Consider the following 25615-nt stretch of genomic DNA (forward strand, 5'->3'; position numbering starts at 1 on the left):
ATATGACGAGTAACGGCGTGGGGCAGGGGTGCAAGAGGCACGTGCAGATTCCGGCGCAGGAAAAACGCCGCGTCCCGAACGGGGGCGCGGCGTTCTCGGCAGGCAATAGCCACCGGGGGTTGGGTTGAGAGGCGGGTATTGCCTGTTCTGACCGTGGCCAGATCAGAATTTGTAGCCGAGACCAATGCCCACAACGAGCGGATCAATATCGACGTCAGCGTTTACGGCCGCGCCCAGAGCCGTGGAGAAATCCACCGTTACATCCGTGTTGATCCAGATCTTCTTGATGTCGGCATTGAGCGCCCAGCCGCCTTCTTCGCCGTCCAGATCATAATCAAAACCGACCTGTAGGGCAGGGCCAAAGCTTGGATCGTAATCGATGCCGTCCGCAACCGGGCCTTCCTCCTCGTTGAAGAAGAATGTCGCGTTGATGCCGGCGCCGACATACGGCTTGAAACGGGTACCGTTCTGGAAGTGATACTGCAGGGTCAGGGTCGGCGGCAAAAGCCAGACATCGCCAAGGTCTATTGTGGCATCGGTCAGCGCGCCGGGTACAGTGACCTTGGTTGCCTTCACGTCGTGGGGCGTAACACCGAGAATAAGCTCGGCGGCAATGTTCCTGTTAAAGAAGTAGGTGATGTCGAGTTCGGGCACATACTGATCGCCGATGTCGACGCCGCCCTGAAGCCGGGAGCCCCCGACTGACAAGGCGCCAGCCTCGTCCGGCATGACGCCGATGACGCGTGCGCGGACCATCCAGGGATTGTCTTCCGCTGCGGCCGTGCCGGCTAGTCCGATGAATGTTGAGCCGGTCATCAGGGCGGCCATCAGGAGATTTTTCATGGTAGAAATCCGCGGTTAATTTGAAGGATAGGGAACTGCTAATGCGTGGAAATAAAAGGTGAAATTGATCAGTTTGCCGCGCGGCTGCGGGACGCGCGGCACAAGCGCTCATTTAGGTACTCGTCCGTATTGAGATAAAATTTCCGGAGGCGGATATTGATGGTCTGTGCGACCCTAAGCCCGCCGGACTGCGTCACGCTGACCTTGGGAAAGGCTTGCCTTGGGGCAAGTGAGCGGGGAACATGTCTTCAGTCCCTTTCCGCTGGAGTGCTCAATGCCGGTCATGAATTTTCTTACTCAGTGCGTCTTCGATTCGGGTGCGCTGAAGCAGCTTGCCAAACTCGCAAAGGCGCGCGGCATAACGCGCCCGTTCATTGTGACCGATGCTGGCATCAAGGCTTCAGGTATCCTGGCGAAGGTGGAGGACGCACTCGGTGTAGCGCCGGCGGGCGTCTTCGCGGAGACGGTTCCCAATCCAACGGAAGCACAGACGAAGGTGGCGACCGCACTCTACAAGGAGTCCGGCGCAGACGGGATTATCGCGGTGGGCGGGGGCTCGTCCATGGATCATGCGAAGGCAATCGGTCTGATGGCCAGCCATGACGAGCCCCTGGAAACCTATGCTGCCATCATCGGTGGGTCCAAGCTGGTCGGCAAGATCCCGCCGCTGATTGCGATTCCCACAACCGCCGGTACGGGTTCGGAAGTCTCCATCGGTATGGTCATCATTATGGAAAATGGGCGCAAGGAAACCTTTGCGTCGCCCAACCTTATTCCGCTGGTTGCGCTTTGTGACCCTGATCTGACGATCGGTCTCCCAGCGGGCCTCACGGCGGCAACGGGTATGGATGCCCTGACCCACTGTATCGAGGCGATCCTCACGCCTGCCATCAATCCGCCTGCGGAGGGGATCGGTTACGATGGCGCTCGCCGGGCATTTGGCATGGATATGTTGAAGCGGGCCGTGAGGGATGGATCAGACGAGGAGGCGCGTTGGCATATGATGATGGCCAGCTATGAGGGCGCGCTTGCCTTCGTGAAGGGCCTTGGCGGCGTTCATGCGCTCAGCCATGCGGCCGGGCGCTTGCATGACAAGAAGCTGCACCATGGGACGCTGAACGCAGTTTTCCTTCCGCACATCCTGCGCTTTCACAATGGTGCTGCCGACGAAAAGTATGCCCGGCTGCGCGAGGCGATGGGGCTCAAGGCAAACGCCGATCTCGCCGATGCCATTCAGGACCTCAACGATGCGATCGGCATTCCCAAGACACTCAGCGCCATGGGCCTTTCTGCGTCGGACGGTCCAGGAATTGTTGAGTATGCCCTGGTGGATCTTGCCCATGCAGGAAATCCACGTCCGATGAGCGCGGATGATTATGCGGCGGTATATGAGACCGCGCTCGGCTGAGGAAGAACCATGAAGCGCCGCTTCGCTCCCATACTCAAGATGGCCGCCAGCCATCATGGTGGGGAAGAGGCGGCGCTTGCAAAATCGGTGAACGCCCATTCGGTGAAGCGTCTCGAGAAAGTACCGGGAGACAGGCTGCTTTCTATCATGACCCGGTGTGTCTTCAATGCGGGCTTCAACTGGAAAGTCATCGAGGCTAAATGGGAAGGGTTCGAAACAGCCTTTGAGGGGTTTGACCCAGCCAAGCTTGCCTTTTTCGGCGACGAGATGATGGACCATCTTGTTACGGATGAACGCATTGTCCGCAATGGGCAGAAGATCAGAGCCACCCTTGAGAACGCAAAGTTTGTTGCGGAGTTCGAGAACAATCAGGGTGGTTTTGGTCGTTTTCTTGCCGGCTGGCCCGGTGAGGATCAGGCCGGACTTCTAGACGTCCTCAACAAGCGCGGCTCCCGGTTGGGCGGGGCAACGGGTCAATACTTCCTGCGCTTCGCAGGATGGGACGCCTGGATCGCATCGTCTCATGTGTGCGCGGCATTGGTGCGCGAAGGCGTGCTCGACAAACCCGTTGCCACAAGCAAACGTGATCTGGCGAGCCTTCAGTCGGCGATCAACGCTTACCATGACGACAGTGGGCTGCCTCGTGCCCAGATCAGCCGGTTGCTTGCGATGAGCGTTGGCTAACGGACCTTATTCGGCATTCAGCTCAGTAAGGCCAAGTGCCGCTTCAACATCCGCCCAGTTCACAATCTTGAAGTTCTGGTCCTGACCCGACCGCGGATTACCATCATCCTGCACAACAAGGACGCCGCGTGGAAAGCCGGGAAGCGCGCCCGAGAAAACATCAATACCATCCGTGTGGCTAACTTCGTCGATCCCTACGGTTTCATTGGCAATAATGGAGAAGCTGCCGCGCGGGGCATGCGGCGCCTGACGCTCATATACCACGAAGCGGTCGTCTTCCTGCGCGGACGCGACAACCCAGCCCGCACCATTGGCGCCTTTCCAGATGGAGACGCCTTCCACATCCGCAACAAGGCCATTGGGGCCATCAATGGTGTCGATCAGCGCGGGAGTGGGCGCGTCTTCTCTATAAGCAACCGTCCAAAGTCCACGGTTCTCTTCGCCTACGAACATCAGACCGTTTGCTTCATCAAACACGCACCCTTCAAGCTGGGTTTCAAGTTTGACAGTTTTCAGCAGGTCGCCGGCAACGCCCTCTGGGGCAGCGGACATCTCCCAGATCTGCAGAGTACCGTCCTTATAAGTCACACCCGCAAGATCGCGGCCATTCTCGCGGCCCTGGCAGATACCGTAAGGCTCTATCATGCCGGTCGGTATGTCGCCTGTATGGCTGACGGCCGCGGTTTGGCGGTCGATCATAAACACAGAAATGGCGTTCACCTGATCATTGCTGGCAATCGCGACATCGTATGAACGATCCGCTGACTGACGGACGTCTATATTGTTGACCAGACCGATCGGCAGGTTCTGCACTTCTGATCCATCCAGGGCATATACAACGAGGCCGACCTGTTTGTTCGTCCCGAGGATCAGGGACTTCTCGGGATCGGCCGGATGCAGCCAAACCGCTGGATCGTCAGCGGCGTCTCCCTGGGCACCGGCCGGGGTTGTTTCCACACTCGCCATCACGAATTGCTGACCGTCAATGATCGGAGCCGGCGCAGTGGCGCAGGCCGCAGCACTTAGGGTGAGGAGGGTTGCGAGCGTGGGCCGGAAGAAGGACATGATGGCTCCTGTAAGCAAGGAAAGGACGATTCGGCGCCTTCTTTATCGCTACTGCGTGACAGTATCGCGACGGCTCGAATCTCAGGCATCACTGAGTGACCAATATACGGCCCATCTGGCGATCAATGCCTTGGGTTTTTCGGCCGTCAGGAGGCCGGAAATGCGCTCAGCTTTCTTCAAGAGCCGTTTCTGGTCGCGAAGCGCGGCCCGCTTGACGTCTTTCAGAGCGTCCTTGTGCAGCGCGTCTGGCGGTAGCGCCTCCAGCGCCGCAATCAGCAGGCCACTGTCGCGCCAGTCGCCAAGGCATTCGGAAAGCCGGCTCGCCAGCTTGGCGTGTGCGTCCATGGCTTCCGGGCAGATCTGGCCGAGCAACAACGTTTGGTGCCAGTGAGACTTGGCGCTTTTCCGCCAATTGTGGGTCGCCTCTTCATCGCGTGTGCTGATTGCTGCAGCGAAGTCTTTGCGCAGCCTTTTATAGCTGCGCTGAACACCGGGACGGACGGCGTCGAAACCCTCTGAGGCAATGTTCCAAAAGGCAGCGCGTTTGGCCGCTGCACGGATGTCCCGCCCGAAGACCTTCAGCAGTTTTACCGACCCGGCTGCGCTGCCCGAAGCGGTTGGGTTGGCAACCAATGCAGCGTTCGTAGCCTCTCTTGTTTCCGCCGGGAGCTTCAGCCGCCCGAGGCTGTCGTGAATTGCGCCTGTGTCGCGGGCCGATGACAGGCTGCGGGCGCAATCCTTGAGGATTGTATTCTCTGCTTTGGCGGCGGGGAACACAGGCGCGACAAGCCGGATCACGGAGCGAATCCGCTTGGTGCTTTTGCGCACCTCATGAACCTGATTGGCGAGAGGGAGCTCTGAGTCGGCGAGAATGTCCGCTATGCGTGCAAATTCTTCGCCTGCGATCCTTCGGGTGCCGGCTTCAACGGTCTCACGGCCCGGTTTCAATCTGTAAGCCATCTTTGTTCGCCTGCTCTCCGTATACATCCGGTATCGGCCAAGCTGTCACATCCGGTGGCCTGCCGCCAACGTGATCGCGTTAGGGGCGAGTGGAGAGCTACAGGAAATTGTCAAAAATCTACATGTCATTCCTGCGAATCCCGCGATAAGGGAGCATGCTCCAGAACATCCAGATCCTATCCAATGGTATAGCCCTCATAACCTGCGCCATGGCGATCGGCGCGTCCTGGGTGGCTTCAATTGCATCACCCAATTGCAGCTTTGACAAACTGACCGGAGCGCGGGCGGATTCTCATGTCAGGGAACTGCTCTATCGCACCGCAACGCCAATCGCCGGATTGATGCTGACTTCGGGCGCGCTTTTTCTGGTGGCAACCAGTTGGGTGGCGGGCACTCTTGCGCTTATTTCGTCATTTGGGTTCTTCTCGACCCGCCTGATGCTCGCGCCCAAAGAAGGGAAAAACCCGCAAGGTGTGCGCACGCGCCGGAAAGAGCAGCGGGGCAGCTCGGTGATGTTATCTCTGATGTTCACGGTGGCGGCCGTTGCCGCCGCAGTGCTGGGGTTGTTCGGCCTTTAGGCCATAACCAGCCACAAGCAGCCCATCTCGTGCAGCTTCCGGAAGCTTTCGGAGGAGCGTTGCGCCGCTGATTTCGCAATCCGTCCCGCGGTCTTCCGGTTTACCGAAAGCATCATCACGCAGATTATCAGGCCTGCGCCTGCCATCCACCACCCAACGACCAGGGCAGCGATCACGCCAGCAAGGCAAACCAGATATGCCAGGGCGTCGAGAACGCGAAGACGGATGTGGAGCCATCGGCCAAATGGCTTAAGCAGTTCCGGGTTGCGGTGCAGCGTTTCGGCGTCAATGGCGAAGCGCGTGCCGGGCGTGTTCTCGAAAATCAGAGCCCGAGTCATGCGTCCTGCATCGTGCGGATTGGGCTGGCAGGTCAGAAACATCAGCATTGCTCCGGGCGGGTTTCTCCCCATGGGAGAATTGCTAACCGGAGGATATTAACTCTGTGCGGGTGAGGGCGCTGAAGTTTCAGGGGTTCTCAAGACTTTCGGTTAACCCTCAAGCTTCCCTGTGGCGTGCGCCCCGCTGGCGAAAACATTTGCCGGACCGATTATAGAGGGGTACGCTGCACTGCAACATAAAGGGTCTGAAAGACGATGCTCTATTCCCTTGTCGAACTGAACCGGGTTGCGATGGCGCCAATGCGGCTTGCCGCGCGCGCCGGGCTCGCCGCCCTGAATTCGCCGTTTAACCCGATGGGGCAGACCAGCTACGGCAAGTCGCTCGCGGCGATGGCGGACGTGTTCGAGAGCGCGACCCGCTATTACGGCAAACCCGAATGGCGGATCGGTTCGGTCCGTATAAACAGCATTGATGTGCCGGTAGAACCGCAGATCTCCTGGCGGTCACCCTGGTGTAGTCTGGTTCATTTCAAAAAAGACGCGGGTCGCCTTGCCGAAGCGCGCCGCAAGGGCGCAGCGCCGCTCCCGCGCATGCTGATTGTGGCGCCATTGTCGGGCCATTATGCAACGCTTCTGCGCGGAACCGTCGAGGGATTTCTCGAAACACACGATGTCTACATCACTGACTGGACGGACGCGCGTATGGCGCCGGTCTGGCTCGGCCGGTTCGATCTTGACGATTACATTGATCATATTCGCAAGGTGCTCACACATCTGGGCGGCGGTGTGCATGTGCTGGCCGTTTGCCAGCCCGGTCCGCCTGTGTTGGCGGCGATCGCGATGATGGCAGAAGATGATGATCCGGCGCGTCCGGCGACCATGACATTCATGGGCTCTCCGATTGATGCGCGCCGCTCGCCGACCATTCCAAACAAGCTGGCGGAAGAGCGCCCGTTTGAATGGTTCGAACAGAACATGATTTACACGGTGCCTGCGCCCTATCCGGGCATGCTGCGCCGCGTATACCCCGGATTTGTGCAGCTTTCCTCGTTCATGAACATGAACTGGGACCGGCATGTCGATGCCCACTGGAAGTTCTTCAACCACCTGGTTGGCGGCGACGGTGACAATGCCGGAAGACACCGCGAGTTCTATGATGAATATCTTTCCGTCCTTGATCTGACGGAGGAGTTTTATCTTCAGACCATTCAGCGGGTCTTCCAGGAGCACCATATCCCGCGGGGCATCTACAGCTACAGGGGCGCGCGGCTGGTGAAGCCGGAGGCAATTCGCGATGTAGCCCTGATGACCGTTGAGGGGGAAAAAGACGACATCTCCGGTATCGGCCAGACGCAAGCCGCGCACGATCTCTGTACGAATATTCCAGAAGATATGCGAACGGATTATATTCAGCCGGGCGTCGGCCACTACGGCGTCTTCAACGGCTCACGGTTCGAGACGGAAATTGCGCCGCGTGTGGCACAGTTCACCCGGCGCTTTACCGATCGTGAGAAGGAAGAAGCGGCTCACAGCGTGGCCGCGGCCCGCCGCTAAGCTGGTCTAGCCGCAGATCGTCGCCTCGAAGTCCAGCAACTCAATCTCTGGCGTGAGGTGGCCCTCCTTATGCGGCTCTTCGCATGCCAGTGCGCCGGAGAGATACTTCTTGTTATCGTCGCAGAAGACCGTCGCTACGCAAGCTGTGTCTCCCAGCCTCTCTGCGGCAATCAGCGCGCCGATCAGGTTGGCGCCTGAAGAAATGCCAACTCCCAGGCCGAGCTCACGAGCGAGCCTTTGCGCCATCCGGATGGCGTCCCCGTCTGAAACGGCAATAACCTCGTCGACTTGTTCCAGCTTTACGAGGGCCGGGATAAAGTCATCGGATATCCCCTGGATGCGATGTTGGCCCACCTTGTAGCCGGTCGACAAAGTGGGAGATTCCTGGGGCTCGAGGGGGTGAACCTTTACGTCCGGAAATGCCGATTTGAACGCACGTCCGACACCCATGACGGTGCCACCTGTTCCAACACCGGCTACAAAGGCATCCGGTCGGGCATCAAGCGTGGCCAGCTGATTGATCAGTTCACGTGCAGTGGTCTGGGCGTGCGCGGCGGAATTGTCGCCATTGGAAAACTGGCAGGGCAGAAATACATCCTTCCTGCTGGCAGCAAGGGTTTCGGTCGCGGCGATGGCGCCCAGAAATCCGCCCGCCTCTCTCGATAGAAGGTTCAGGTTCGCCCCAAGGCTGCGCAGAAGGTTCTTGCGTTCACCGCTCATCCAGTCTGGCATGAAAATCTCAACCGGATGGCCAAGCGCGCGGCCCAGCGCAGTGAGGGCAATACCGGCATTACCGCTGGTGGCTTCGGCAATCGTGTCTCCGGGCTGAAGGGCGCCCGAACGATAGGCGCACGCAAGGATCGAAAGCGCCATGCGATCCTTGATCGAGCCCGTCAGATTATAATGCTCCGCCTTTGCGTGGATAACACGCTCCCGGCCCCTGAAGCGTAACCGAATGGACAGCATCGGCGTGCGTCCGATGAGGGCAGAGAGCGCCTTCAGCCGCGCCTCCTGGCACTGGCGCGCCGAAGGGAGGGACGAAACGGCGGGCGGCGTTATAGCGGAAGCGGGCTGAGGCATACGAGTAATGTCTCACGCCATTTACGCAGTTTCATCTTAGAAAATTATCAAAAAGTACTATTGGAAGAGTATAATTTTCGGAATAAATATCTATTTATGGAAAACATTGATGATACGGATCGATTGATCCTTCGCGCACTGCAAGCGGACGGAAGCGCATCGCTCGAATCCATTTCGGCGGGCGCCAGCATTTCAGTGAACACCTGCTGGCGCCGGGTGAAGCGGCTGGAAGAGGCCGGGATTGTCTCTAAGCGAGTAGCTTTGATTGATCCGGAAAAGGTTGGCTTGGCCCAAACCGTCTTCGTTGCCATACGCACCCGAGATCATTCTGCCGCCTGGCTACAGCGCTTTTCGGCTGCAGTTAGCGCGGTCCCGGAAGTCATAGAGTTCTATCGGATGGCGGGCGACGTGGATTACCTGCTGAAAATTCAGGTGGGTAGCGTCGCTGACTATGACCGTGTTTACAAAGCGCTGATCGCGCGGGTCGACCTTGCCGATGTCAGCGCCACTTTTGCAATGGAGTGCCTGAAAAACACGACCGAACTACCGCTTTAGAAAGCAGGCGCGGGAGCGGGGAGCATAAGTTCCGGCATCAGGCAGCTGGCGAGGGGTTGGCCAGGGGTTGTTTTGGTCAGGCCTTCGGGCTCGCGCAGATAGCTACGCATCGCTTCACTCGCAACACGGTCAAAACTCTCGACTGCGGCGGGTTGAGCCGTTTCCTTGAGTATGCGGGCATCCTGGCAGGTTCTCTGCTCGAGAATCGTCAATGCGGCAGGCTCTCGCCCGGTTCGTAAGGCGCGCAGCGAGGCGCGCATGGGATCTGCGCGCAGAACCGCCGCAGCTGGCAGGCCGGGACCATCAGGCACCGCCAGCCAGAGAGCACGCACCCCTGCCTCGGGATCCTGTTGTGAGAAACTAACGGCCAGAATGACGCCGCCTCGGGATTTCCGGATGTCGAACTCCGACATGCCCTCCGCTGTCAGGGTCTCTAGCCATTCACTGATACCCAGATTGCGGACCTCCAGCGCCTCTCGCTGGTTGCCTGCCGCCAACAAGGCAACCGATTGATCAAGGCGCTGCGCCGGAGACAGCCGCGCACCCCGCGCAATGGCGCTGGCATAATGGGAAACAGCATCCGAAGCCTCTCCCGCGTCCAGCGCGCCGCGCGCGGCAATCAGGTGTGCTTCGCGCGCTTCGAACCTATCGGGACAATCGGAAATGAAGGTTTCAGCTGTGTTTTGCAGATACGCCGGTGTCGCTTCTTCGGTTGGCTGCAATATGGCTGTCTGGAAGCGCGAAACGTCGCTCAAGCCGCAACCTTCCTGCGCCATGGCGCCTAGGGGTGTAGCCAGGATAACCAGACATATCCCGGCCGATCTTATCCAACTTCCGAAGTTTACCATACCCAGCTCCCGCGTCCTGAAACGCTGTTTCAGGAGTAACGGTGCAAGGCGCGTGCCGGTTCCATAAACTCAGGGATGGATGCCCGAGGGGTCGTTCACTGGATGGAAATGCCCGTCATCCGCGCTGTGGCCGTGGTCTTCATGCCCATGACCATGGATTGGGAGGATCATCAGGATCAGGGCAATGAGGATGCCGCTCCCAAGGGCCGCAACCCCCCGGATTGGAGGCTCTTCCTTCAAGGGCTGCATCAGGGGGCCGGTGGCCACATAAATCAGGAGGCCGGCCGACAGCGCGTAAAGCGCGGCAACAATTTCCGGACCGAGACCGGTCAGGAAGAGACCGCTGACCAACGCGCCAAACGGGGTCGTCGCCCCGGCAGCGAGAAACGCCCAGAACAAGGCCTCCCGGACACGGAAGCCATGGCGGGCGAGGATAGCAAAGGCAATCACACCTTCGGCAAACTCATGCAGGATCAGTGAGGTGGACGCATAGACCCCGGATTCGAAGCTGGCGGCGAAGGTTACCGAGTAGATCACCCCATCAAGGAAAGAGTGCAGGCCAACTGCCAGGAGAGGCGTCAGTGCGCGTGCCCGGCCACCCGCCTTTTCCGGAAACAGGGCATTGATGCCGGACGTCAGCAGCAAGCCTCCAAAAAAACCTGTCAGCAGAAAGGCCGGTGCGCGCGCGCTCATCAGGATGGCTTCCGGCGCGATGTGCAGCAAGGTCAACGAGATCAGCATGCCCCCAGCGGCCAGCGAGAACAGCCCGGATTGGCGGGCGGTCCAATCGCTGCGGATCGCGACAGCTACGAGACCAGCCGACGTTACGAGGGCCGCGATCAGCCCGAACAGGATAGGCGCCTGAAGAGAAAGGGGCATTCGGCGGCGGATGTCCGTCTTGCTGCCGTCTTGAGGGGGCAGGGGTTGATGAAGGGCTGCGCCTTGTGCGCTCAGGCACCTTGCGAAAAGTGTTATAATGTTTCACTCTTGCGCTTGCCAGAAGTATTTTGCGGCACAGCTGGGTTTTCCCGGCATTCGTATGCCGCTTTCCCGTTACCAGGAGCTGACCCATGAGTTCATCCGCCCGCTTTCTGACCCCGCTGCTCACCGGAGCTGCAATTTCTGTTCTTGCCGCCTGCGGTCCGGGAGCGCCGCCGCCCGCCGAGACTGCGGCGGTCGAGACCGGAGAAGCACTGCCGGAAGACGGACCTTCTGGTGACGTTCAAACCCCGTCCGGTGATGACCATCCGGAAGGTGAGGCGGGCCACCACGAGGATGGAGAAGGCCATGATCATGAAGAAGAGCATGCTGGGGGCACAGCTCATGTTCACGGCATTGCGGATCTGGCCTTTGTCTTCGAAGGTGGGACGCTGACCGCCGACATGATGTCTCCGCTGGCCAATTTCGGGCTCTCAGAGGCCGACGGGGTGTTCACGGATGAAATCAAATCGGCGCTTCCGGGACTGATTACCGTGACGGGTGGCGATTGCACGCCAAACGCGCCGGTGGCGGAGATCGATACATCAAGCGGCCACACAGACGCGCATGTCGGGTTTTCCTGGACCTGCATCAATCCGGCCAATGTGTCCTCGGCCCGCTTTACCGGGTTTGCCGACTTTCCGGGTTTTGAAACGATCAATGCCGTCTTTGTTGGCGATACGGTTCAGAAAGCCGCAGAGCTGACGCCTTCCTCCCCAGAGCTTTCCCTGAAATAACGGCTGAGATGGCTGACCCGGTTATTGATATCGAAGGGCTGCGCTTTGCCTGGAAGAGCGGCCCGCAGGTGCTCGACATGGATACGTTTCGTGTCGATGCCGGAGAGCGCGTGTTCCTGCGGGGACCGTCGGGCTCTGGGAAATCCACGCTGCTCGGCCTGATCGCCGGCGTTCTTCAGCCCCAGGCGGGGCGCATCTGCGTGTTGGGCGAAGATATGAACGTGCTCAAAGCTGGCCGCCGCGACAGGCTGCGCGCTGACCGGATGGGCGTGATATTCCAGATGTTCAATCTGGTGCCGTATCTGTCGGTAACGGGAAACGTCCTGCTGCCGCTGCGCTTTTCCCCGGCGCGCCGGATGGCTGCCGGAAATGATCCGCAGGCGGAAGCCCGCAGGTTGTTGGCGCGGCTGGGTCTGGAAGATAAAGAGTTGCTGGAGCGCCGGGTATCAGACCTGTCTGTCGGGCAACAACAGCGCGTGGCGGCCGCGCGTGCCCTTATCGGCAGCCCGAGCCTCGTCATCGCCGACGAGCCGACTTCAGCCCTCGACGCCGACGCGCGGGACCGGTTCATCACCCTGCTCTCCGAAGAGGTAGAGCGGTCAGGCGCAACGCTTCTGTTCGTCAGTCATGACGCATCCCTCGCCGGATTGTTTACGCGCGCTGCCGATCTCACGGCAATAAACCGGGCAGGGGCGCCGGCATGACCGCCCTGTTTTCGCTGGCCTGGGCAAGCCTTCTGAACCGCAAGGGCTCAGTGATCCTTACGATTGTCGCCGTCGCGCTGTCGGTTGCGTTGTTTCTCGGCGTGGAGAAAGCCCGTAGCGGTGCGCGGGAAGGTTTTGAAAATACCATTTCCGGAACCGACCTGATCGTTGGGGCGCCGACCGGAACTGTGAACCTTCTTCTCTACTCTGTGTTCCGGATGGGGTCTGCGACAGCGGAAGTCTCCTGGCCAACCTATCGCCAGATTGCCGAACGCCCCGATGTGGCGTGGACCGTCCCGATTGCATTGGGCGACAGCCATCGCGGCTTTCGCGTGATGGGGACAGCCCCGGAATATTTTGCCCATTACAAGTATGGCGGCGGGCAGGCATTGGAGCTTGCCGAAGGCGCGGTCTTCGATGACCTGTTCGATGCCGTGATCGGCGCCGATGTTGCGCGCGATCTTGGGTACGCGCTGGATGCGCCATTGGTTCTGACCCACGGACTTGGCGCGGCGGATCTGGGCTCAGGCCATGAGAACCGGCCATTCCGCGTGTCGGGCATCCTCAAGCCCACGGGAACGCCTGTAGACCGCACCGTCCATGTCTCCCTCGAAGCGATCACGGCGATCCATGTCGGCTGGGAAACGGGGGCCAAGAACCCGCTTGCCGACTCGATCCCGACCGACATGATCAGGTCTTTTGATCTCACCCCCAAAACGGTCACAGCGATTTTCGTCGGGCTGGAGCGTAAGGGCACAATCCTGACAACGCGCCGCCAGATAAATACCAATCGCGGTGAGCCCCTCATGGCGATCATCCCCGGCGAGGCGCTGCGAGAGCTTTGGGGCGTGACCTCCATTGCCGAGCGCGCGCTGCTGGCCGTGTCCGGCTTTGTGATTGCCGTCGGCCTCGTCTCTATCCTCACATCGATCCTGACCAGCCTCAATGAGCGGCGTCGTGAAATGTCGATCCTGCGGGCAACGGGCGCGCGCCCTGGTCATATCTTTTCCCTGCTTGTGCTGGAGTCGGGCCTCATCGGCTTCATGGGCGCGTTGATTGGCATCGTCATTGTCCACAGCGCGTTTGCGGTGGTCGCGCCGCTGCTGCAGGCGCGGTACGGCGTGGCCTTTGGAACGGGCGGGCCGGGGTTGCTTGATCTCTACGTGCTTGGCGCCGTGACGCTTGCATCGCTTCTGATCGGCGCGGTTCCGGCAATTGCCGCCATGCGGCGGTCATTGGCCGATGGGCTCAGCGTCCGATTGTAACAGCATTGTGCTCTGGAACTGTGCGCGAGGGCGCCTTAAACAAGGGATATGAAAACGACATCCCTTCCGGGCTTTGCCCTCGCCAGCCTCGCCATTGGTCTTGCCGCTGCCTGTGGCGGCGCTTCAACAAACGGGACGGCAGAAGCCGCGCCTGCCAAGCCGGCAGAGGAAGCGCCTGCCAAGGCCAAGGCAGACGGTCCGAAAGTCGGGGACAAGATTGGTCAGAGCGCTGCCGAGCGTGCTGCAGCGCGTGCAGAGGCCGCCAAGAAGCGCGCGGCAGATCAGGCCCGCATCGATGCTGAACTGGCAGCCCGCGGCGTCGAGCGGATTGGCTGGGAAGACCTGATGCCGGAAGGGGAGGAAGAACGCCTCGCTCAGATGTATCAGGCACAGATGGCGATGCTTTATTCCGGCGCCGGTGTGGCCGAAGGTTCAGCGGCGGATACGGCCGTGCAGATCGGTACCTTCAACACTGTGAAGGAGCTCAACGGCAAGAAGATCCGCATCCCTGGCTATACCGTACCATTCGAGTATGGCGCCGATGCGCAGATCAAGGAATTCCTGCTCGTCCCGTATTTCGGCGCCTGTATCCACGCGCCGCCGCCACCGCCGAACCAGACCGTTTTCGTGATGTCTGACAAGGCAATCAAGATGCAGGACCTCGCGCAGGCCGTCTGGATTGAAGGCACCATCCATACCCAGACCCAAGAAAGCGATCTTGCGGACGCTGCCTATACGATCACGCTGACCGGGATCGAGGAATACACTTACTGATGCAGCATAATCTCGACCTGGATGCCGTGCAGGTCATTGCCTGGGATTTCGACGGTGTTCTCAATCGTAATATTGAGAAGGGCGTCTTCGCCTGGTCGCGCAATTTCGAACAGGATCTTGGGCTGCCGCTTCAATCCTTTTCCAGCTTTCTGTTTTCCGGTCGCTTTCAGAAGGCGATGGTGGGGCAGGCTTGCCTGGTCGAGTTGGTGACCGAATGGGCTGAATTGAATGATGCCCCCGGCCGCGCGCCCGAGATACTCGACTATTGGTTCAGACAGGACGCAATCCCCGACGACCGCACACTGGCGCTTTTCGAGCCCCTGAAGGCTCGCGGACTGCGACACGTGATGGCGACCAATAACGAAATTCACCGCACGGCTTTTATCGAAGACGCCATGGGGTTTGGCGGGCGGATGGAGCGCATTTTTGCGGCAGGGCGAATGGGCATCGCAAAACCCGATACCGCCTATTTCGCCCACATTGAAACAGAGCTTGGCGTGGCGCCTGAGGCGCTGCTGCTCGTCGATGACATGGAAGAGAATGTTGCGTCCGCCAGAACCCGCGGATGGCAGGCGTTCCATTTCGAGGAAGGCGCTCATGAGCTTCTGGAGCGGGCGCTCGGGCTTCAGCTGTAATTGATGCCCATTTCGGGCGAGCCCCGCTTAAAGCAAGAAGGGCGACCCGACAGGCCGCCCTTCCGCACTCTACGCGGTACTCTACTATCCACAAAGTAGCAGCGGACTGCTTAATACTTTGCGAACCCTGTGCCGCAGCTTTGCCTACTGGTTCTTGGCCAGAAGGTTGCGGATTTCTTCCAGAAGCACTTCCTGGCGCGGTGGGGCCGGAGGCGGCGCCGCTTCTTCCTTCTTCTTCAGCGTGTTCATGCCCTTGATCACGAAGAACAGGGCCAGCGCCATGATGACGAAGGAAATCACGGCATTGATGAACTTGCCATAGGCGATCACCGGGGCGCCGGCTTCCGTGGCGGCCACCAGGGAGACATACTCCGTGCCGTTCAACGAAATGAACAGATCGGCGAAATCTACCCCGCCCATCAGCATGCCCAGCGGCGGCATCATGATGTCGTTCACCAACGACGTTACGATCGTGCCGAAGGCGCCGCCGAGGATGAAGCCGACGGCGAGGTCGACAAGATTGCCCTTGAGGGCGAACTCTTTGAATTCTTTAAACATTATCTACCCCTTCCGATTGGCGGGATGCCGCCAGCGTATGCAACAGAAATCGCGGTGTTTGAGATCAGCGTCAAGGCGCTGCAACAAGGGCGCGAAAAGGGGAGAGGCCTATCTCGCCTCGGGATCGTTGCCGCCATTGACGCGGGCGCGCAGTTCCTTGCCCGCCTTGAAGAAGGGGACGGCTTTCGCCGGCACTTTCACAGGCTCGCCCGTGCGGGGATTACGGCCCTTGCGGGCATCCCGTTTGCGCACCGAGAATGCGCCGAAGCCGCGCAGTTCAACCCGGTCGCCGCGGGTAAGCGCGTCACCGATCTCGCCAAGGATGACGTTCACGACCTTTTCAACGTCTTCGTGACGCAGGTGCGCGTTTTCAGCCGCGAGCTTCTCTATGAGTTGGGACTTCAGCATCGCGTTGATAATAAACGCATTTGCGGCGGGAGCGCTAGGCCCCCGCCGCAAACATTTCGGGAAATTTAGGTTGCCGGTCCGCTTTCACGCAGACCGGCCCCCAATCGAACGGCCATCAGGCCAGTGAATCGGCCTGATCTTTCCAGCCATCGCGCTCGAAACGGCCCTGGATAGCCAGTTCCTCTTCGAGGTCTGCGATCTGCTCGTCGGAGAGCGCAGCGATCTGCCAGAAGTGGAAGACGCCGGCTTCGTTCAGCTTTTTCTCGAATGCCGGGCCGAGACCCTTGAGGGTCTTGAGGTCGTCAGCTTCGCCTTGCGGGGCGTCGAGACGGCCACGGTCGTCCAGCGAGTCGGTGTCAGCAGCGGCCTTTGGCTTGCCTTTCGACGATGCCAGGGCTGCGCCCAGGATGTCGCCAAGAGACGCGCCGGCATCTGCCGAACCATACTGTGCGACGGCTTCGGCTTCTTCTGCGATCTCAAGGGCCTTGATCGAGAGCGAAACGCGGCGTGTTGCGCGGTCCACCGTGATGATCTTGGCGTCGACCTTGTCACCGACTGCAAAGCGCTCTGGGCGTTGGTCTGCCCGGTCACGCGAAAGGTCGGAGCGGCGGATGAAGCTTTTCACAGCCGGAGTACCGAATTCGACTTCGATACCGCCGGAGGTGATTTCCGTCACGGTGCAGGTCACGGTCGCGCCGCGCTTGAGGCCACCGCCGCCACCACCAGCAGACTCGCCGCTGCTGCTGACTGCCGATTCAATCGGGTCACCGGAAAGCTGCTTGATGCCCAGCGAGATGCGCTCTTTGTCGACGTCGACATCAAGAACCTTCGCTTTGACACGGTCGCCCTTGGTGAAGGCTTCGATCGCCTGATCGCCGGATTTATCCCAGGCGATGTCGTTGATGTGCACCATACCGTCGAGATCCGGGCCAAGGCCAACGAACAGGCCGAACTCGGTGATCCCGCGGACTTCGCCTTCGATTTCCGTACCGACTGGATTTTCGGCAAGGAAAGCGCTCCATGGGTTGTCCATGGTCTGCTTGAGGCCGAGCGAGATGCGGCGCTTTTCGCTGTCCACGTCCAGCACTTCCACATCGACTTCCTGCGAGGTCGACAGAATCTTGCCGGGATGCACGTTTTTCTTGGTCCAGCTCATTTCGGAGACGTGGATCAGGCCTTCGACACCATCTTCCAGCTCCACGAAGGCGCCGTAATCGGTGATGTTGGTGACAGTGCCCTTGAGGCGCGCGCTGACCGGGTAGCGGGACGAAATGTTGTCCCACGGATCGGTGCCGAGCTGCTTCATGCCGAGCGAGATACGCTGGGTTTCCGGGTTGATCTTGATGATCTGAACTTCGACTTCCTGACCCACTTCGACCACCTGCGAGGGGTGGTTGATGCGCTTGTAGGACATGTCGGTAACGTGCAGCAGGCCATCGATGCCGCCGAGGTCAACGAACGCACCGTAATCGGTGATGTTCTTGACGATGCCCTTGCGGACGTCGCCTTCAGCCATGTCGGAGACGATCTCGGCACGCTGTTCGGCGCGGCTCTCTTCGAGGATCGCGCGGCGCGAGACAACGATGTTGCCGCGAACGCGGTCGAGCTTGAGGACAGCGAAAGGCTGCACTTCGCCCATGAGCGGACCGACGTCGCGCACGGGGCGGATGTCGACCTGGCTGCCGGGAAGGAAGGCATTGACGCCGCCGAGGTCGACGGTGAAGCCGCCTTTGACGCGGCCGGAGATGGCGCCTTTGACAGGCTCGCCTTTCGAGAAGGACTTCTCAAGCTTGATCCAGCGCTCTTCGCGGCGGGCCTTGTCGCGCGAGAGAACGGCTTCGCCCAGCGCGTTTTCGATCCGATCGAGGTAAACATCGATCAGGTCGCCAGGGGCGGGCTGCTTGTCTTCAAGCATGAATTCTTTGGTCGGGATGCGGCCTTCGGTCTTCAGGCCGATGTCGACGACGACGGCGTCGTTGTCGATGCGCAGGACGGTTGCCGGGATAACCTGGCCTTCCTGCATGGCAGATGCCGCAGCCGAGGACTCGAACATCGAGGCAAAATCGGCCGGGGAGGGGTTCATTTCGTTCGTCATGGGGTCTCCGGAGAGGGCCAAATGGTTCAAGGCAGGCCAGCACCATTGCCGCCTGCGCACATTCGACCCGTCATGTGGTCTTTCAGTATCTGAAGCGGGCACCGCCTGTTTGGATTGAGGCGTTCCCCTTGCAGGTGCCCCTCAGGCAGTCTTTCCCTTGGCAAGGGCAGCCTCAACAGCTGCCATCGCCCTTTCCACAGCCGCCTCTATAGTGAGATCAGTGGTATCGATCAAGATAGCATCGTCTGCCATCGCGGCCGGGGCATCCGTGCGCCCCTGATCACGTGCATCGCGGATTTTCAGCTGCTCAATCACCTGATCCAGCGTCACGTCCTCGCCATGCCCGATCAGCTCTTTCCAACGCCGCTCGCCGCGCTGGGGCACATCGGCATCCACCCACAGCTTCACGTCCGCGTCCGGGGCAATGACCGTGCCGATGTCGCGGCCATCCAGCAAGGCGCCGCCTTCGCGGGTCGCAAAGGCACGCTGCAGCTCGAACAGGGCCTGGCGCACGGAGGGGATGGCGGCAACAACGCTCGCGGCTTTGCCTGCTTCTGCTGAGCGCAGTTCATGCTCGATAAAGTCCGACAGATCGAGCATCCGGGCGATGTCAGACAGGGGCCCGGCCTCGTCCAAGGGAACGCCTTGTTTCATCGCGGCTACGCCTACGGCGCGGTAAAGCCGGCCGGTATCCATGTGGGGCAGGCCATAATGAGCCGCGAGGCGTTTCGCGATGGTGCCCTTGCCAGAAGCTGTCGTGCCGTCAATTGCGATGATCATGAGGCCGGGGAGTGATCCACCCCCCGCCTCAAGTCAAGTATGGCTCAAGTCAAGTATGGCTCAGGCCGTGGCCGCTTCTGCCACAAAGCCCTTCCAGGTCTTCATGTAATTCACGAACACCGGGCCAAGGCCCTCGGCCACCAGATGCGCTTCTGGAACAGGCAGGGCAATCGGCGTGAAACCCGCGTCTGTTTCGACCTTCTTCGGGAAGTCATGGTGCAGGATCGCGCCGCGCCCGATCACGACATAGTCGAGCCCGGCGTCCATGGCGCGCTGGCAGCTTTCGCCGGTGGTCAGCTTGCCGGCGGCGCCCAGGCGGCAATTGCCGCGCGGCAGGCCGGTGAACCACTCGACCAAGGGGCGGCCCTTGAAGCTCGGGTCTTCCGGTTCCTTGAACGTGTCCCACAGGGACATGTCGAGATAATCGATGTCCCCGCCCGTCATCAGGTCGCTGGAGAGGCGGCGGATTTCGCCGATGTCCATGCCGAAGCGTTCCGGTGAGAGGCGCACGCCGAGTGAGAAGTCTTTCCCGCATTCTGCCCGCACGCCCGCAATGATGTCGCGCAGCAGTCTGGTGCGGCCATCAAAGTCACCGCCATACTCGTCTTCGCGCTTGTTGATGTCCGCGCTGATGAACTGGCAGAGCAGGTATCCGTGTGCGCCGTGCAGCTCGACGCCGTGGAAGCCGGCCTTCTCGCTGCGCTTGGCTGCGGCGACGAAGTCGTCGGCCACCTGTTTGACTTCATCAAGCGTCATCGCCCGCGCGCCGGTTTCTTCGTCAGCAGAGGGGCACAGCGGCGCACGTCCGCTGATCAGTTCTCGGGGCGTGCGCATGCCCGCATGGTGAAGCTGCACGACCGAATGGGTGTCGTTGCTGTTCAGCGCCTTTGCCAGCCGCGTGAGGCCTGGGAGGTGCTTGTCATCAAACACGCCGAGCTGGCCGGGAAAGCCCTGGCCATCAGCTTGCACATGCGCCGCGCAGGTCATCGTCAAGCCAAAGCCGCCTTCGGCGCGCTTCGCCAGCCAGTGAAACTCGTCATCGCTGAGCGTGCCATCGGCATGGCTCTGCATGTTGGTGAGCGGCGCGAGCATGAAGCGGTTCTTCATGGCGGGGCCACGGGTGAGGGTCATTTGAGAATGAAGTGAGGTCATGCGCCAATCCTGTCGCGGGAATCGGGTTCGTCAATTTTTCCCTCGGGGCAGGGTCAGCTCCGAATATCCGCGCCCAGGGTCGCCATATGGCTCATGAACTCCGGATAGCTCGTGTCGATCATGGAGATGTCGTCGACGCTGACGGGCTTCTGCGCGGCTGTGCCCATCACCAGCGCGCTCATGGCGATGCGGTGGTCATGGCGGGTCTCGACGAGGCCGCCGCCCGGCACGCGGCCGCCACAGCCCTGCACGGTGAAGCCATCTTCGGTCTCTTCCACCTCCACGCCGTTGACGCGGAGCATCGCGACAACCGCGCCGATCCGGTCACTTTCCTTCACGCGCAATTCTTCGGCGCCGGTGACGCGGGTTTCCCCGGTCGCAAAGGCGGCCAGCACGGCCAGGATCGGGAATTCGTCGATCATGGAAGCAACCAGGCGTTCGGGTACATGGATGCCCTTGAGGCCGGCATAGCCCGAATGAATGTCGATCAGGCGCTCGCCGGCCGCTTCCCCGCGCTCGTCAGCGCCAAGGCTGGCGCCCATCAGGTCGGCCACATCATAGAAGCCGGAACGGGTGGGGTTGGACATGACGCCCTCCACCAGCACGTCGCCTTGCGGCGAGAGGAGCCCTGCGGCGATCAGGAAGGCGGCTGAAGACGGGTCGCCGGGGATCTCTGCATCCAGCCCGCGCAGGCGCTGGCCACCCTTCAGGGCGATCTCATGAACGCCGCCGGGTGCCATCCTGAACGAAAGTGTCGCGCCAAAGCCCTGCAACATCCGCTCGGTATGGTCGCGGGTGGCTTTGGCTTCGGCGACAACTGTTTCGCCCTCAGCATTAAGGCCGGCCAGCAGCACGGCCGATTTCACCTGCGCGCTCGCCTGGGGCGGGGCATAACGGATGGCCTTGAGACTTTTCGAGCCGGTGAGCGTGAAAGGCAGCTTGCCATCGGGGCCCGCTGTATCTTTGAGGCCCATCTGCCGCAGCGGGTTCAGCACGCGGTTCATCGGGCGCGAGCAGAGCGAGGCGTCTCCGGTCAGGGACGCTGTGAGGTCATATCCGGCCATGACGCCCATCAGCAGGCGCGAGCCGGTTCCGGAGTTTCCAAAGTCCAGCACGCCCTTGGGTGAGGAGAGCCCTTTGGCGCCGACCCCGGTTACGTCCCAGCTGCCCGGACCTGTACGGGTGACGGTTGCGCCCATCGCTTCCATGGCCTGTCCGGTGCGCAGAACATCGTCGCCTTCCAGCAGTCCGCTGAAGCGGCTTTCGCCCTCGGCGAGGCCACCAAAGATGAGCGCGCGGTGGCTGCAGGATTTGTCTCCGGGCGCGCGAATGGCGCCGGCGAGGCGTTTAACCGGGTGGCTGGTCCATACCATTGGGGAAAGGTCTCGTCGGGAAGGCGGGTTGCAGATGTCAATTGGGGCTTTGACAGCGCGGGGCGTTCATGGCAAGCGCGCCGCCAACTTCCAATCGGCTTTTTGCCCCAAGAGGAGCGCGCAAGCCCCATGTCCAAGGACAAGCTCGGAACCAAGCAGGTCTGTCCCTCCTGCGAGTCTCGATTTTACGATCTGAACAAACGCCCGGCCGTCTGCCCGAAGTGTGGCAACGAGTTCGATCCCGAAGATGAAGTGATCCGCACGACCATCACGAAAGTGAAGGCGAAAGCGGCCCGCGCAGCTGTGAAAGCGGCGGACGAAGACGAAGACGACAACGAGGAAGAGGAAGACGCCGTCATCCGGGATGACGACGAAGACGACGCTGTCGAAGCTGATGACGAAGTCGAAGAAGATGAAGAAGACGCCAAAGAACTGGGCGCAGAGGACGACGATATCGTTCTTGAAGGCGCCGATGACGAAGAAGAGGAAGGCAAAGTGCCTTCGGGCTTCTCCGAGGACGGCGTCGATGAGGACGATGATGATGATGTCATCATCGCAGATGACGACGAGGAAGAGTTCGAAATCGACGACGATGAAGACGGCGATGACGATCTTGAAATTGCCGACGACGAAGACGACGATCGGTGAAATAGGGGCTTGAAAGCGGCAGTGCGCTCGTCTAGTGCATCCGCTTCCCGGTCCGGGGCCATAGCTCAGTTGGGAGAGCGCTTGCATGGCATGCAAGAGGTCAGGGGTTCGACTCCCCTTGGCTCCACCAGGACCCCTCTTTTCCGGCACACGGAAACGTGAACGAAGAGGCCGCCCCCACAGGGCGGCCTTTTGTTTTTCGCCCCGCAAACCCAGACAGATCCCGGCAAATGCGGGCCACATCCGGACAAATCAGGACACCTCGGGACAAATCTGACCGTTTGGCGGGCAAGCTGGACACATTTCGGGCAACCGGCCGGATGGTAACGCTCCTTAAAGGCTTGCCGCTATGATGCCGCATCAAGGTGCTTGAACCGGCCACAATGCAGGCCCACCTTTCCTGCATGGCAAGGTGGCCAACGAGCCCTCTGCCAGCGACCCCCGGACGGGGCGCGGAAAGGAGTGGACTGATGACGACCGAAATCGAGACAGACCTGTTTGAGAAAGAAGCTCTCGTCTATATCCGCCAGATGGATGTCGGCGAGGTGAGCGGACTTCTCCCGCCCGACGCGCTTGCGGACATTGATGACCCTGATGACCTGTTCATGGTGTTTTCCGCTGACGGCCAGCGCCTCGCCATTGTGGAAGGGCGTGACGCGGCCTTTGCCGCCTGCCACGCCAACGACCTTAACCCGCTCAGCGTTCACTGACGCGGCATCAGACGGGCGCGGGCACCTAGCTCCGCGCCCGCTCTTGCTTTTCCCCGGATTGAAGTTGACACTCGCGTCATAACAATTCCGGGGAGGGAAGATATGTCCATTCGCCTGCGCGCCCTAGGCGCTGCCGTTTCTGTGCTGGCATTTGCCGCCTGTTCGCCATCCACAACCGAACCGCCGCCCCCCGCTGGCGAAGTGCCCGCGCCGCTTTCGGCCGAGGGCGATTTTGGCGCGACGCTTCAGGCGGCCCTGATCGCCGCCAAGCCGGGCGAGACGATCCTGTTGCCCGAAGGCGTTTTCCAGCTGACCGATGGCCTGTCTCTGGATGTCGATGGCGTAACATTGCGCGGGGCAGGGCAGGAGAAGACGATCCTCGACTTCACCGGCCAGGAAGGCGCGGGCGAAGGCCTGCTCGTAACCTCCGATGATGTGCTGCTGATGGACTTCGGCGTGCGCAACACCAAGGGCGATGGCATCAAGTCCAAAGGCGCCGATCAGATCATCTACCGCTATCTGACAGTTGAATGGACGGGTGGTCCGGACGAAGCCAATGGCGCCTACGGCGTTTATCCGGTGGAATCGAAAAATGTGCTGGTTGAGAATGTAACCGTGCGCGCGGCATCGGACGCCGGCATCTATGTTGGCCAGTCAGACAACATCATCGTGCGTAACTCCGTGGTCGAATATAACGTGGCGGGCATCGAGATCGAGAATTCGATGAATGCCGACGTCTATGGCAACATTGCCCGCAACAATACCGGGGGCATTCTGGTGTTTGACCTGCCAGACCTTCCGGTATCGGGCGGCAATTCCACCCGCATCTTCGACAATGAAATCATCGAGAACAACACTCGCAACTTTGCGCCGGCAGGCAATATCGTTGCCAGCGTGCCCTCGGGCACCGGGGTCATCGTGATGGCCAACCGGAATGTGCATGTGTTCGACAATAACTTTGACAACAACCGCTCGGCCCATGTGCTGATCATGTCGTATTCCGAGCCGTTCACGGACGAGACCTATAATCCACTGCCGCGTGATCTGGTGTTGCGGGACAATGATTACGGCGCGGGCGGAGACGACCCGCAGGGTGATCTTGCTCCGCTGGCGGCCGCGCTGGGCGGCCAGCTGCCCGCCATCGTGTGGGACGGGGTGGATCGCTGGGGCGAGGGCGAGCCGCAGGCTATGAACATTGCTGTCGAGGAGGCGTCCGAGGTTGGTTTCATCAGCTTTGGCCTCGGCAGGTATCCGATTGATCCGGCGGCCATGGCCCCTTCGCCGGAACGCCCGGTGGCCGTGGCAGCGGCCGAACCGGCAGCTGTGGTCCTGCCGCATGGCGACCGCTGAGGCAGGCCAGGCATGAAATGGCAGGGCTTCCTTGCGGCGCTTTTCCTGTTGGCGGGTTGTTCCGCCGGGGGGAAGGGCGCACGCGGACCAGACCTTGACGTCATCCTGGCGGCAGGCCCCGCGCCGGTGCTTTCCGATTACGGCTTGTTTTCGGATGTTGCCGGCGCGGTCCCTGCGCAAGGCGTTCTGCCGTATGAGCTGATCAATCCGCTGTTCACCGACCACGCCGCCAAGCACCGGCTTGTCTTCGTGCCTAAGGGAGCATCGGCCTCCTTTAACGCGGAAGATGTGTTCAGCTTTCCGGTCGGCACGGTCCTTGTGAAGACGTTTGCGTTTGCTCCGGACATGCGCGTCCCCGACGAAGGGGCATACCGCGTGGAGACGCGTCTTCTGATTCACAAGACTGAGGGCTGGGCGGCATATCCCTATGTCTGGAATGAAGATCAGACTGAGGCCGTTTATAGGCCTGCCGGAAAGCGGATCGACATCGAGACGGTGAGCCCGGCAGCAGAAACCCTGCAACTGCGCTACGCGGTGCCCAACCAGAACCAGTGCAAGACCTGCCATCAGGCGGGCGACGCCATTGAACCCATCGGGCCAAAGGCGCGCCACCTGGCGCATGAGGGGCAGCTCACTCGCTGGGTTGAGGCGGGCATTCTGGACGGCCTGCCCGAAGGCGTCGCCGGCGAACCCTATGCGTTCGATGTTTCCCAGCCGCTGGACGCGCGGGCGCGGGCCTGGCTCGATATCAACTGCGCGCATTGTCATAAGGCAGACGGGTCGGCGTCGAATTCCGGTCTCTGGCTGCCAGCCACCGAACAGACCGGGGCCCGGATTGGCCTCCTGAAACATCCTGTTGCCGCCGGGCGCGGGTCAGGCGGGTTGAAGCAGGTGATCGTACCAGGAGACCCGGACGCCTCGATCCTCCTCTACCGGATGGCCTCGACCGAGCCGGGCGTTGCGATGCCCGAACTGGGCCGCAGCGTGAGTGATCCCGAAAGCCTCGCCTTGATCCGCGAATGGATTGGCGCGATGGAGACGCCATGAGCGTACAAATCCTGGTCGATGGCGATGCGTGTCCGGTGAAGGACGAGATCTACATGGTGGCGCTGCGCCATCAGGTGCCGGTGAGCGTGGTGTCCAACTCATACTTCCGTATTCCGGAGCATCCGCTGATCTCCCGCAAGATCGTCAGTGACGGGTTTGACGCGGCCGATGACTGGATTGCGGAGCAGGCAAGCGCCGCCTCGATTGTCGTGACAGCGGATATTCCGCTGGCCGACCGTTGCCTGAAGGCCGGCGCGCGGGTGCTGGGGCCCTCCGGCAAGCCGTTTACAGACGACTCCATCGGCACGGCGCTGGCCACACGGTCGATCATGGCGGACCGGCGGGTCGGTGTTGCCGGTATCGGGGCAGGTGGGCCAGCCCCCTTCAGCAAGGCCGACCGCTCGCGCTTCCTGTCCGCGCTGGATGCGGCGATTGTGGCGGCCAAGCGAGCGGCGGGCTAGGCGCCTTTGACTTGTGCTTAATTCCGG

Annotated in this window: 28 protein-coding genes and 1 tRNA gene; 16 read left to right on the forward strand and 13 right to left on the reverse strand. The window is 60.8% G+C overall.

Features of this window, described 5'->3' with window-relative positions; translation table 11 throughout:
* Positions 1-162: 162 nt before the first annotated feature.
* Positions 163-843, reverse strand: a complete 681-nt coding sequence (locus HNE_RS00860) for an OmpW/AlkL family protein (RefSeq protein WP_011645207.1) — start codon at positions 841-843, stop codon at positions 163-165.
* A 274-nt stretch (positions 844-1117) separates the two neighbouring features.
* Between HNE_RS00860 and HNE_RS00865 the strand changes: the two genes are divergently transcribed.
* Positions 1118-2251: an iron-containing alcohol dehydrogenase gene (locus HNE_RS00865; protein ID WP_011645208.1), complete on the forward strand. Its 1134-nt coding sequence runs from the start codon at positions 1118-1120 to the stop codon at positions 2249-2251.
* Between the two features lie 9 nt (positions 2252-2260).
* Positions 2261-2935 (forward strand): DNA-3-methyladenine glycosylase I, encoded by a 675-nt coding sequence (locus HNE_RS00870; protein ID WP_011645209.1) that lies wholly within the window; start codon positions 2261-2263, stop codon positions 2933-2935.
* Between the two features lie 6 nt (positions 2936-2941).
* Here the strand turns inward: HNE_RS00870 and HNE_RS00875 are convergent, their stop codons facing one another.
* Complete coding sequence (locus HNE_RS00875) at positions 2942-4000, reverse strand: phytase (protein ID WP_011645210.1); 1059 nt, start codon at positions 3998-4000, stop codon at positions 2942-2944.
* Between the two features lie 81 nt (positions 4001-4081).
* Positions 4082-4960, reverse strand: coding sequence for a CHAD domain-containing protein (locus HNE_RS00880; RefSeq protein ID WP_011645211.1), 879 nt, complete (start codon positions 4958-4960; stop codon positions 4082-4084).
* Positions 4961-5115: 155 nt separating this feature from the next.
* Between HNE_RS00880 and HNE_RS17695 the strand changes: the two genes are divergently transcribed.
* Positions 5116-5538: a hypothetical protein gene (locus HNE_RS17695; RefSeq protein ID WP_011645212.1), complete on the forward strand. Its 423-nt coding sequence runs from the start codon at positions 5116-5118 to the stop codon at positions 5536-5538.
* Here HNE_RS17695 and HNE_RS00890 read toward each other — a convergent pair.
* Complete coding sequence (locus HNE_RS00890) at positions 5535-5876, reverse strand: hypothetical protein (RefSeq protein WP_148205772.1); 342 nt, start codon at positions 5874-5876, stop codon at positions 5535-5537. The genes HNE_RS17695 and HNE_RS00890 overlap by 4 nt on opposite strands.
* Before the next feature lie 255 nt (positions 5877-6131).
* Between HNE_RS00890 and HNE_RS00895 the strand changes: the two genes are divergently transcribed.
* A complete protein-coding gene (locus HNE_RS00895) occupies positions 6132-7430 on the forward strand; it encodes a polyhydroxyalkanoate depolymerase (protein WP_011645214.1) in 1299 nt (432 codons plus the stop codon).
* A 6-nt stretch (positions 7431-7436) separates the two neighbouring features.
* On the opposite strand, the gene HNE_RS00900 is transcribed toward HNE_RS00895, so the two are convergent.
* On the reverse strand, positions 7437-8510 hold the full coding sequence (locus HNE_RS00900; RefSeq protein WP_011645215.1) for a PLP-dependent cysteine synthase family protein: 1074 nt from the start codon (positions 8508-8510) through the stop codon (positions 7437-7439).
* A gap of 96 nt (positions 8511-8606) precedes the next feature.
* Between HNE_RS00900 and HNE_RS00905 the strand changes: the two genes are divergently transcribed.
* Positions 8607-9065 (forward strand): Lrp/AsnC family transcriptional regulator, encoded by a 459-nt coding sequence (locus HNE_RS00905; RefSeq protein ID WP_035592324.1) that lies wholly within the window; start codon positions 8607-8609, stop codon positions 9063-9065.
* Here the strand turns inward: HNE_RS00905 and HNE_RS00910 are convergent.
* Positions 9062-9820, reverse strand: coding sequence for a hypothetical protein (locus HNE_RS00910; protein WP_035592322.1), 759 nt, complete (start codon positions 9818-9820; stop codon positions 9062-9064). The genes HNE_RS00905 and HNE_RS00910 overlap by 4 nt on opposite strands.
* A gap of 162 nt (positions 9821-9982) precedes the next feature.
* Positions 9983-10792 carry a ZIP family metal transporter gene (locus HNE_RS00915; protein WP_011645218.1) on the reverse strand — a complete coding sequence of 270 codons (810 nt, stop codon included), beginning with the start codon at positions 10790-10792 and terminating at the stop codon, positions 9983-9985.
* A gap of 191 nt (positions 10793-10983) precedes the next feature.
* Between HNE_RS00915 and HNE_RS00920 the strand changes: the two genes are divergently transcribed.
* The 5 genes from HNE_RS00920 to HNE_RS00940 are packed head-to-tail and all read left to right on the forward strand — an operon-like array spanning position 10984 to position 15006.
* Complete coding sequence (locus HNE_RS00920) at positions 10984-11628, forward strand: ZrgA family zinc uptake protein (protein ID WP_011645219.1); 645 nt, start codon at positions 10984-10986, stop codon at positions 11626-11628.
* 8 nt (positions 11629-11636) lie between these two features.
* Complete coding sequence (locus HNE_RS00925; RefSeq protein ID WP_011645220.1) at positions 11637-12332, forward strand: ABC transporter ATP-binding protein; 696 nt, start codon at positions 11637-11639, stop codon at positions 12330-12332.
* Entirely contained in the window at positions 12329-13597 is a 1269-nt protein-coding gene (locus HNE_RS00930; RefSeq protein WP_011645221.1) for an ABC transporter permease, read from the forward strand. Before HNE_RS00925 ends, HNE_RS00930 begins: the two co-directional genes overlap by 4 nt.
* Before the next feature lie 48 nt (positions 13598-13645).
* On the forward strand, positions 13646-14371 hold the full coding sequence (locus HNE_RS00935) for a DUF3299 domain-containing protein (RefSeq protein WP_011645222.1): 726 nt from the start codon (positions 13646-13648) through the stop codon (positions 14369-14371).
* Positions 14371-15006, forward strand: a complete 636-nt coding sequence (locus HNE_RS00940) for an HAD-IA family hydrolase (protein ID WP_011645223.1) — start codon at positions 14371-14373, stop codon at positions 15004-15006. Before HNE_RS00935 ends, HNE_RS00940 begins: the two co-directional genes overlap by 1 nt.
* A 144-nt stretch (positions 15007-15150) precedes the next feature.
* Here HNE_RS00940 and mscL read toward each other — a convergent pair whose 3' ends face one another.
* The 6 genes from mscL to aroA form a co-directional block, all read right to left on the reverse strand.
* Positions 15151-15564 (reverse strand): large conductance mechanosensitive channel protein MscL, encoded by a 414-nt coding sequence (gene mscL, locus HNE_RS00945; protein ID WP_011645224.1) that lies wholly within the window; start codon positions 15562-15564, stop codon positions 15151-15153.
* 108 nt (positions 15565-15672) lie between these two features.
* The gene (locus HNE_RS00950; RefSeq protein ID WP_011645225.1) at positions 15673-15972 is read right to left on the reverse strand and encodes an integration host factor subunit beta; all 300 of its coding nucleotides are present in this window, start codon (positions 15970-15972) and stop codon (positions 15673-15675) included.
* Between the two features lie 115 nt (positions 15973-16087).
* A complete protein-coding gene (gene rpsA, locus HNE_RS00955) occupies positions 16088-18067 on the reverse strand; it encodes a 30S ribosomal protein S1 (RefSeq protein ID WP_011645226.1) in 1980 nt (659 codons plus the stop codon).
* Between the two features lie 141 nt (positions 18068-18208).
* Positions 18209-18847 (reverse strand): (d)CMP kinase, encoded by a 639-nt coding sequence (gene cmk, locus HNE_RS00960; RefSeq protein WP_011645227.1) that lies wholly within the window; start codon positions 18845-18847, stop codon positions 18209-18211.
* 60 nt (positions 18848-18907) lie between these two features.
* Complete coding sequence (locus HNE_RS00965) at positions 18908-19999, reverse strand: NADH:flavin oxidoreductase (RefSeq protein ID WP_011645228.1); 1092 nt, start codon at positions 19997-19999, stop codon at positions 18908-18910.
* Positions 20000-20052: 53 nt separating this feature from the next.
* Positions 20053-21372: a 3-phosphoshikimate 1-carboxyvinyltransferase gene (gene aroA, locus HNE_RS00970; RefSeq protein ID WP_011645229.1), complete on the reverse strand. Its 1320-nt coding sequence runs from the start codon at positions 21370-21372 to the stop codon at positions 20053-20055.
* A 129-nt stretch (positions 21373-21501) separates the two neighbouring features.
* Between aroA and HNE_RS00975 the strand changes: the two genes are divergently transcribed.
* The 6 genes from HNE_RS00975 (at position 21502) to HNE_RS01000 (ending at position 25588) form a co-directional block, all read left to right on the forward strand.
* Positions 21502-22020 carry a TIGR02300 family protein gene (locus HNE_RS00975; RefSeq protein ID WP_011645230.1) on the forward strand — a complete coding sequence of 173 codons (519 nt, stop codon included), beginning with the start codon at positions 21502-21504 and terminating at the stop codon, positions 22018-22020.
* A 54-nt stretch (positions 22021-22074) separates the two neighbouring features.
* A tRNA-Ala gene (locus HNE_RS00980) sits at positions 22075-22150 on the forward strand.
* Between the two features lie 340 nt (positions 22151-22490).
* Positions 22491-22730, forward strand: coding sequence for a DUF1150 family protein (locus HNE_RS00985; RefSeq protein ID WP_011645231.1), 240 nt, complete (start codon positions 22491-22493; stop codon positions 22728-22730).
* 102 nt (positions 22731-22832) lie between these two features.
* On the forward strand, positions 22833-24080 hold the full coding sequence (locus HNE_RS00990) for a parallel beta-helix domain-containing protein (protein WP_011645232.1): 1248 nt from the start codon (positions 22833-22835) through the stop codon (positions 24078-24080).
* 12 nt (positions 24081-24092) lie between these two features.
* On the forward strand, positions 24093-25127 hold the full coding sequence (locus HNE_RS00995; RefSeq protein WP_011645233.1) for an SO2930 family diheme c-type cytochrome: 1035 nt from the start codon (positions 24093-24095) through the stop codon (positions 25125-25127).
* Positions 25124-25588 carry a YaiI/YqxD family protein gene (locus HNE_RS01000; protein WP_011645234.1) on the forward strand — a complete coding sequence of 155 codons (465 nt, stop codon included), beginning with the start codon at positions 25124-25126 and terminating at the stop codon, positions 25586-25588. The genes HNE_RS00995 and HNE_RS01000 overlap by 4 nt, the downstream gene beginning before the upstream one ends.
* The last annotated feature ends 27 nt before the right edge of the window (positions 25589-25615 follow it).

It is taken from the genome of Hyphomonas neptunium ATCC 15444 (assembly GCF_000013025.1).
Taxonomy (GTDB): domain Bacteria; phylum Pseudomonadota; class Alphaproteobacteria; order Caulobacterales; family Hyphomonadaceae; genus Hyphomonas; species Hyphomonas neptunia.

What these genes read in the sequence shown, in the direction of transcription:
- mscL (WP_011645224.1), bottom strand. Translation starts at nt 15,564, where the DNA reads ATGTTTAAAGAATTCAAAGAGTTCGCCCTCAAGGGCAATCTTGTCGAC.
- cmk (WP_011645227.1), bottom strand. Translation starts at nt 18,847, where the DNA reads ATGATCATCGCAATTGACGGCACGACAGCTTCTGGCAAGGGCACCATC.
- HNE_RS00985 (WP_011645231.1), top strand. Translation starts at nt 22,491, where the DNA reads ATGACGACCGAAATCGAGACAGACCTGTTTGAGAAAGAAGCTCTCGTC.
- HNE_RS01000 (WP_011645234.1), top strand. Translation starts at nt 25,124, where the DNA reads ATGAGCGTACAAATCCTGGTCGATGGCGATGCGTGTCCGGTGAAGGAC.
- HNE_RS00875 (WP_011645210.1), bottom strand. Translation starts at nt 4,000, where the DNA reads ATGTCCTTCTTCCGGCCCACGCTCGCAACCCTCCTCACCCTAAGTGCT.
- HNE_RS00965 (WP_011645228.1), bottom strand. Translation starts at nt 19,999, where the DNA reads ATGACCTCACTTCATTCTCAAATGACCCTCACCCGTGGCCCCGCCATG.
- HNE_RS00975 (WP_011645230.1), top strand. Translation starts at nt 21,502, where the DNA reads ATGTCCAAGGACAAGCTCGGAACCAAGCAGGTCTGTCCCTCCTGCGAG.
- aroA (WP_011645229.1), bottom strand. Translation starts at nt 21,372, where the DNA reads ATGGTATGGACCAGCCACCCGGTTAAACGCCTCGCCGGCGCCATTCGC.
- HNE_RS00940 (WP_011645223.1), top strand. Translation starts at nt 14,371, where the DNA reads ATGCAGCATAATCTCGACCTGGATGCCGTGCAGGTCATTGCCTGGGAT.
- HNE_RS00950 (WP_011645225.1), bottom strand. Translation starts at nt 15,972, where the DNA reads ATGCTGAAGTCCCAACTCATAGAGAAGCTCGCGGCTGAAAACGCGCAC.
- HNE_RS00890 (WP_148205772.1), bottom strand. Translation starts at nt 5,876, where the DNA reads ATGACTCGGGCTCTGATTTTCGAGAACACGCCCGGCACGCGCTTCGCC.
- HNE_RS00995 (WP_011645233.1), top strand. Translation starts at nt 24,093, where the DNA reads ATGAAATGGCAGGGCTTCCTTGCGGCGCTTTTCCTGTTGGCGGGTTGT.
- HNE_RS00935 (WP_011645222.1), top strand. Translation starts at nt 13,646, where the DNA reads ATGAAAACGACATCCCTTCCGGGCTTTGCCCTCGCCAGCCTCGCCATT.
- HNE_RS00905 (WP_035592324.1), top strand. Translation starts at nt 8,607, where the DNA reads ATGGAAAACATTGATGATACGGATCGATTGATCCTTCGCGCACTGCAA.
- HNE_RS00990 (WP_011645232.1), top strand. Translation starts at nt 22,833, where the DNA reads ATGTCCATTCGCCTGCGCGCCCTAGGCGCTGCCGTTTCTGTGCTGGCA.
- rpsA (WP_011645226.1), bottom strand. Translation starts at nt 18,067, where the DNA reads ATGACGAACGAAATGAACCCCTCCCCGGCCGATTTTGCCTCGATGTTC.
- HNE_RS00900 (WP_011645215.1), bottom strand. Translation starts at nt 8,510, where the DNA reads ATGCCTCAGCCCGCTTCCGCTATAACGCCGCCCGCCGTTTCGTCCCTC.
- HNE_RS00915 (WP_011645218.1), bottom strand. Translation starts at nt 10,792, where the DNA reads ATGCCCCTTTCTCTTCAGGCGCCTATCCTGTTCGGGCTGATCGCGGCC.
- HNE_RS00930 (WP_011645221.1), top strand. Translation starts at nt 12,329, where the DNA reads ATGACCGCCCTGTTTTCGCTGGCCTGGGCAAGCCTTCTGAACCGCAAG.
- HNE_RS00870 (WP_011645209.1), top strand. Translation starts at nt 2,261, where the DNA reads ATGAAGCGCCGCTTCGCTCCCATACTCAAGATGGCCGCCAGCCATCAT.
- HNE_RS17695 (WP_011645212.1), top strand. Translation starts at nt 5,116, where the DNA reads ATGCTCCAGAACATCCAGATCCTATCCAATGGTATAGCCCTCATAACC.
- HNE_RS00920 (WP_011645219.1), top strand. Translation starts at nt 10,984, where the DNA reads ATGAGTTCATCCGCCCGCTTTCTGACCCCGCTGCTCACCGGAGCTGCA.
- HNE_RS00925 (WP_011645220.1), top strand. Translation starts at nt 11,637, where the DNA reads ATGGCTGACCCGGTTATTGATATCGAAGGGCTGCGCTTTGCCTGGAAG.
- HNE_RS00880 (WP_011645211.1), bottom strand. Translation starts at nt 4,960, where the DNA reads ATGGCTTACAGATTGAAACCGGGCCGTGAGACCGTTGAAGCCGGCACC.
- HNE_RS00860 (WP_011645207.1), bottom strand. Translation starts at nt 843, where the DNA reads ATGAAAAATCTCCTGATGGCCGCCCTGATGACCGGCTCAACATTCATC.
- HNE_RS00865 (WP_011645208.1), top strand. Translation starts at nt 1,118, where the DNA reads ATGCCGGTCATGAATTTTCTTACTCAGTGCGTCTTCGATTCGGGTGCG.
- HNE_RS00895 (WP_011645214.1), top strand. Translation starts at nt 6,132, where the DNA reads ATGCTCTATTCCCTTGTCGAACTGAACCGGGTTGCGATGGCGCCAATG.